Origin of the sequence: Roseovarius mucosus DSM 17069 (assembly GCF_000768555.3) — a bacterium.
Lineage (GTDB): Bacteria > Pseudomonadota > Alphaproteobacteria > Rhodobacterales > Rhodobacteraceae > Roseovarius > Roseovarius mucosus.
On the sequence record NZ_KN293977.1, the window covers coordinates 322,503 to 328,935 of the forward strand.

A 6,433-nucleotide genomic window follows, 5' to 3' on the forward strand; every position below is an offset into this window, starting at 1 on the left:
TGGGGTTTAATAGGCCTCGGCCATACGCTATGTTCTCCGTATGTTCCGTCGCTCGACGGCCATCCAACATCCACAACAAGAAATGCACGCGGCTTACGCGAACGATACCGCTCGCCCAGGAGATTGATATGCAGACTGAACACCCAGACAACGATTGGCGCCGCATCGTATATGACGCTCTAGTTCGCTTCTGTGCGGACGCACATTCGCCTGACGGGGAAACCGGCGCCGAGAGCAGTGTGGCTGGCGTCTCGGCTCCGTCCGTGTCGGGCACACTGGATTTTCGCAAAGTTGCGGGAGAGGCGCTGCCTTTAGCCCAGGTTGCCGCACTTTGCCTCGTCGTGAAAGCCTGTGTTCAGTCCGGTGATATCGCCGACATCTGGCAGCGAGGCGCCACGACGATCGTGCATACATCGTTGGACGCCCAACGCGTCTCGTGGTCGTGGAAACGCCTCCTACCAGATCATTTCGAGTTCAGCTGGGACTTCAGAAGCGACCCGCACCATGTACTCAGAATGGTACGGGCTTCCAATCTGGACCCGCGCCGCGCGTCGTTTGAGCATGGCCTCGTGGACGCGATGACACGCAACGACGATCCTATAGTCTTTCTGACATCGTCGCTCGATGATCTGCATCCCGCAGTCGCAATGTTTGACGCCAATGTTGTGCCTATCGGGGGGATTGATCGCGAGGTTCTGCCCGCTCTTTTTGCGATAAGGTACCCAGAGTTGACCGATGAGCAGATCGAACGCTTGGTGTCTCAAGTACCAGACCTGAACGCTGTGCCCCCTGGGGACATCGACTGCGTGGTCCTCGCTTTTCGTCAGAGCGATCCCAACGTCGTACCGATGATTATTGCTCGATACGTGGAGCAGAGTTTGGATGAAGTGGCTTCGACCGAACCAAAACTTTGGCGCCCCAGTTCTGTCGTGCCGCTGAATGACCTGGTTGGTCTCGGCGCTGCTAAGGTCGCAGCGCAAGACGCGCTGGCAGCGCTTCGCGATTGGCAGGCGGGACTGCTTCCTTGGAACGCCGTACCACGAGGCCTACTCATTGCCGGGCCGGCCGGGACAGGCAAGACAGAGCTGGCGCGGTCCCTCGCAGGAGAGGCGGACGTTCATTTGGTGACGGCCAGCTATAACCAGTGGCAGAAATCAGGAAGCCTCAGCCACTTCCTGGGTGCCATGGAGAAGAGTTTCGACGAGGCCAAGCGCAAAGCACCGTCCATTCTCTTCATCGATGAAATCGATGCGTTCTATACGCGAACGGATCTTAGTGGGGACGGACGCAATGACTCTTATGATGTCAAAGCCATCACAGCACTGCTCGAGAAATTGGATGGCATCTCCGACCGCGAAGGCGTTATTGTCGTCGCCGCCTGTAATCACTTGAAATTCGTTGACCCTGCGATCCGCCGGGCGGGGCGGTTTGATGTTGTCGTCGAGATCGGACTTCCCACCTTCGAGGAGCTTGCGGTGATTTTTGGCCAGCATCTCGGAGACCGTACTTCGGAGATCGATCTGACCGTCTGCGCTGCGGCTGCTCTTGGGCGCACAGGGGCAGATTGTGCCGCCGCAGTTCGTATGGCTGGCGCAACTGCGCGGCGAGGAAACAGGGCGATGACAACTGATGATGTCCTGGCGGCACTTGAAGGTGATGCGCCTAAGATGTCGGATGACGAATGGCTACGGCTCGCAGTCCATGAGTGTGGGCACGCCATCGTCGCGACTGCGCTGAATGTAGGGTCGGTAGAGTATGTCCGCATTGGCGGTTCAGGTGGCGAGTGTAAGATTGCCGTCACGAGAGTCCTGCAGACAGAGAACGATCTTCACCTCTCTCGGTGCGTTGCATTGGCAGGTCGCGAAGCCGAACGCGTGATCTTTGGGACAGTTGTAACAGGTTCCGGAGGCGTGCTCGACAGTGACATCGCCAAAGCAACGAAATCCGCCGCGGACCAGATCTGTGCCTATGGCATGGGCAGTCTCGGGCCTATCTGGCTCGCTTCGGCCGGGTCACCGCTATCCGTGCGTGAAGCTATCGCCGGACACCTGCCAGAAGTGGCTGAGATGCTCCAGGTTGCGGAGAACGATGTCAGCAGTGTGCTAATTGCACATCGGGAGCTGTTGATTGAGATGGCCAATAAGATTTTAATTGAGAAGGTTCTCCATGGGGGTGGGCTTGAGGATTGTCTTTCCCAGGTTACGCTGAACAATAGAGTTGCCTGATGGCGGGTCTCGGGCAGTTCATTGATTTGCCGAGCTGCTATTTGGAAATGATTGCAAGTAGACCAATTGGGTTCCGGGGGGACTCGGCACCCACAGGCCTCTAGCGCTGCGGCGTGGCTTCATAAACCCGCCAATTCACGGCAGGTGTGAGGCCGTCAAACATTTTAAGGTTAGTTCCGCGGGACACTGGTACATGTCGCAGTGTCTGGTCGATCATACACCCAGTACTTGCACCCACGATACTTGCACCTACGATCGGTCAAAGGCACTTATTGAGGGAATAGTTCCCAATCCTGATCCGCTCCATGGCCCGCAAATCTACCCTCACCACTGAAAAGCTGAAAGAACTCGGCACCGATAAACTTGCGCAGCTGGTGCTGCATGAGACCGAGGGCAACGCGGGGTTCCGGCGGCAGGTCAAAGCGGCACTGGCCGGGAAATCCGGCCCTGAGGCCATGGCCAAACTGATCGACCGGCGGCTGTCCGGACTGGCTCGGGCGAAGAACTTCATCGAATGGGACAAGGCCCGCGCCTTTGCTGGGGACCTACGCAGCCTGACCGATACGATCACGTCCGAGCTTGGCCCTGCCGCTCCGGCGCTGGCCATAGACCGGCTGCTGCGCTTCATCGCCACCCATGAACAGGTGTTCGAACGTATCGACGATTCTTCTGGCCGCGTTCAGGACGTCTATTATCAGGCGATCCATGCCACCGGCGATTTGGCCCCCAGCCTGCCCGTGCCCGAGGCCGGCGCGCTGCCCGGCAAGATCATGGCCGCCCTTGGCGAAAGCACGCATGGCTATCTCGCTGACGTGACCGAAGCCGTGGCGGCGCATCTGCCGCAAGATACCCTGGCGCGATGGGACAACGATCTGAAAGACGCTATCGCCGCGCGGCAGGCCGAGGAAGCCGCACGCAAACCGGACGGATGGTTTTATTCCATGACCTCGCGATGGGCCCGGATGCGCCAGACCATAGCCTCGGCGCGGGGCGATCTCGATCTGCTCATCGCACTGGAGATCAAGAAGAAGCCGCATATGCGGGATACGTTGGGTATCGCTGCGCAGCTTCTGGAAGCCGGCCGATGCGCCGAGGCGCTGGAGTGGGTGCGTCAGCCCGGGCGGCGCAGCTTTGTCGAGAATGATGATGGCCTGTCGCCAGAACGGATCAGTCTGGAAGCGCGCATCCTGGATGCTACGGGCGACAGGTCGGCCGCACAGGCCCTGCGTTGGTGCTGTTTCGAGGCGCGCCTGTCCGCCGACATTCTGCGGGAATACCTCAAACAGCTACCGGACTTCGAGGATATTGAGGCCGAAGACCGCGCCCATGCCGTTGCGCTGGAAAAGGACGAACCCGAGGCAGCGCTGCAATTCTTCTTGGACTGGCCACGACACGATCTGGCTGCAACGCTCATCGTGGCGCACGCGCACCGCTGGGATGGAGGGGACTGGCACATCCTGCCGAAAGTCGCGGGCCTTCTGGAACATGATCATCCGCTGGCGGCGACAATCCTCTACCGTGCCCTTCTGGACAACATCCTCGACCGCGCACGCTCTAAGGCCTATGGGCATGGTGCGAAGTACCTCGGGAAGCTCGAGCTGTTGGCAGACGAAGCGGATCCAATCCGCCCAAGCGGAATGGCCGACCATGCAGCCTATCTTGCCAAGCTCAAAACAGCACATCCTCGCAAATCAGGATTTTGGACGCGTGTCGGAGACGGTGAACCGAAAGAACGATCATTGAGTGAGGCCCGTCGCCCTGTGTGGCTCAAAGATGATGGGTAACGGCCCCAACCGGTCATTCACAACAATGTCGGGCGCTGCGGCGCAGCTTCCCCAGACCAGACAATCGTGCATCCCGCAGCATTTAAGCATGCCAAATGGCTCCAATGCGGGACCTTGCTGCCGTTCGCTTTCGGTCTCGGGTTACGTCAATCGAAACGAAGTCTATGCGGTACCAACGCTATGGACGGGCGTTGCACTTGACACGAGGGACGCGCACCTTCATGTATTATACAGTGTATAAATAAAGGTGTGAAATGATCACAGGACATGTTTTCATCGCTACCAGTCTGGACGGCTTCATCGCTCGAAAGGACGGCGATATCGCGTGGCTCCTGGACCGCGATAATCCCGACGAAGACCATGGCTATGATGCCTTCATCGCGGACATCAACATCATTCTGATGGGACGCGGAACGTTCGAAAAAATGAGAGCCGTAAGGCCATGGCCCTACAGTCGTCCAGTTGTCGTCCTGTCTTCGACCCTATCGCAGTCCGACGTGCCGGACGACCTGACCAACAAGGTGCGGGTCGCGAACAAAGCGCCCGAAGAGGCGATGCATATGTTGGAGGTCGAAGGACACCGGAAGGTATATGTCGATGGCGGCCTTCTCATTCAGTCCTTCCTTCGAGCCGGTCTCATCGCTGACATGGTGATCACGAGCGTTCCGGTGCTCCTTGGTGAAGGACGTCGGTTGTTCGGCAAGATCGCCGCTGACATTCCGCTCTGCCTCGAGGAGGTGAAGAGCTTTCCATCCGGACTTGTGCAGTCCCGTTACCGGGTCGAGGCATGAAGCGGCCCCGGGGGCGGCCGACCCGGGCGCAAGCTCCTGTCTCGCGCGACGAGATGGTTGTGACCGCCCTCGAACTTCTGGATCGCGAGGGGGCAGACGCCCTCACGATGAGGGCGTTGGCGGAACGCCTCGCCATCAACCCCATGACGATCCATCATCACTTCGGCGGACGGGATGGATTGATCGGCGCGATGTCGGACGCGGTCTATGCGCAGGTAGTGGCGCCGGAGGACGGAACTCCAATCGACCGGATTGGTGATCTCCTTAAAGCTTACCATGCGCAGGTGCTCCGCCACCCGGCACTGACCACCTTGATCTTCAGCCGGCCTATCGTTTTTCCGCAGCAGGCAGAACGGATCACCAACGAGATTTCTACCCTTCTGGCCGAAGTCGGCCTGCCAGATCACAGGACGAAGCTGTGGCGCGACATACTCGTGGACTTCACCCATGGCGCTGCCCTGGCGACTGCGATGAGTGGTCGACATCGGGACAGGGAATCGCACGAAGATCAGGGATTCACCATGGCTCTCGGGGAACTTTTGATGGGCCTGAGCCGATGAGGACGCCTGGTCGCTTTGGGCCCAAACCCGCCTTTCGCCGCGCCCGCAAGCAAAATCGGCACCGAACCTGACGGACTACGGCAGCTGTGCGGGACAAAGCGCGCTTAAATTGCACGTGTGCCAAAGGCGGCTTTGAGGAAATTGGCGCTTCGGCTATGCTTTCCTATGTAAATCCACCGGAGAGCGTTGAAATGGAATTTGATGAACAGATTGAGAGCATTGAAAGGCTCCGCGAACTGCTGCCGACTGAAGGATTTACCAACACTTTTCTTAAGGTCAGTGATCGACTGAACGAAACCGCCCGCAGATTCATCGAACTTGCGCCATTTGTTGTCGTTGCAACCAAGGCATCCGAGGGGTTGATAGATGTTTCGCCCAAAGGTGACCCAGCAGGCTTCGTGGAAGTCTACGATGACAAAACGCTCATCATTCCAGACAGGCTAGGCAACCACCGTGTGGATGGCTTTCAAAATCTGTTAGAAGACCCAAATATCGCGCTACTCTTCGTTGTGCCTGGTCACGGTGACACGCTGCGTGTCGCGGGTAAGGCCCGCATTGTTCGAGATGCTGCGATTAGCAAGCGGCACGCAATCAATGGCAAGGAACCGTTGCTTGCGCTCGTCATCGAGGTCGAGGAAGCCTTTATGCATTGCTCAAAATCTTTCATTCGATCCCGCTTGTGGCATCCTGATCATTGGCCTGAACGGAAGTCCGCCCCGACACTCGCCGAATGGGTAATTTCCACAGTGGACCGAGCGCAGACGCTGAAAGAGGTCGAGGATGATCATGCAGCGGATGAAGACACCCGGCTCTACTGAATTTGCCAGGAAAGCCGTCATTAGCTGCACACGCGAATGTTGGTAGATTTGGGCTCAAACCGGACCTGCGGCGGTGCGGCACGCAATTCTTGCCCTCGTAGGCTTCCGCACGACCAACCGGATGACCGGTCCCGGCCCGAAGCCGTCATTCGCCAGGATGGCCATCGCCGCAGCGCGACGTCACAGTAGCGGACCTTTAACAGGCTGCTGAAGAAGTCAGCCTTGAAGGACGTTATTCTTCCCCCACGGTTTGAA

General features: G+C 58.2%; 5 protein-coding genes. All 5 read left to right on the plus strand.

The features are described 5' to 3' along the window. The first annotated feature begins 128 nt into the window (after positions 1-128). The 5 genes from ROSMUC_RS07025 to ROSMUC_RS07045 all read left to right on the plus strand — a co-directional run bounded on the left by ROSMUC_RS07025 (position 129) and on the right by ROSMUC_RS07045 (position 6,178). On the plus strand, positions 129-2,225 hold the full coding sequence (locus ROSMUC_RS07025) for an AAA family ATPase (RefSeq protein ID WP_052115277.1): 2,097 nt from the start codon (positions 129-131) through the stop codon (positions 2,223-2,225). Positions 2,226-2,530: 305 nt separating this feature from the next. After that, entirely contained in the window at positions 2,531-4,009 is a 1,479-nt protein-coding gene (locus ROSMUC_RS07030; RefSeq protein WP_052115278.1) for a DUF6880 family protein, read from the plus strand. Positions 4,010-4,263: 254 nt separating this feature from the next. Then, entirely contained in the window at positions 4,264-4,800 is a 537-nt protein-coding gene (locus ROSMUC_RS07035; RefSeq protein ID WP_037270987.1) for a dihydrofolate reductase family protein, read from the plus strand. Next, positions 4,797-5,360, plus strand: coding sequence for a TetR/AcrR family transcriptional regulator (locus ROSMUC_RS07040; protein WP_037270990.1), 564 nt, complete (start codon positions 4,797-4,799; stop codon positions 5,358-5,360). The genes ROSMUC_RS07035 and ROSMUC_RS07040 overlap by 4 nt, the downstream gene beginning before the upstream one ends. Before the next feature lie 191 nt (positions 5,361-5,551). Then, positions 5,552-6,178, plus strand: a complete 627-nt coding sequence (locus ROSMUC_RS07045) for an MSMEG_1061 family FMN-dependent PPOX-type flavoprotein (RefSeq protein ID WP_052115279.1) — start codon at positions 5,552-5,554, stop codon at positions 6,176-6,178. The last annotated feature ends 255 nt before the right edge of the window (positions 6,179-6,433 follow it).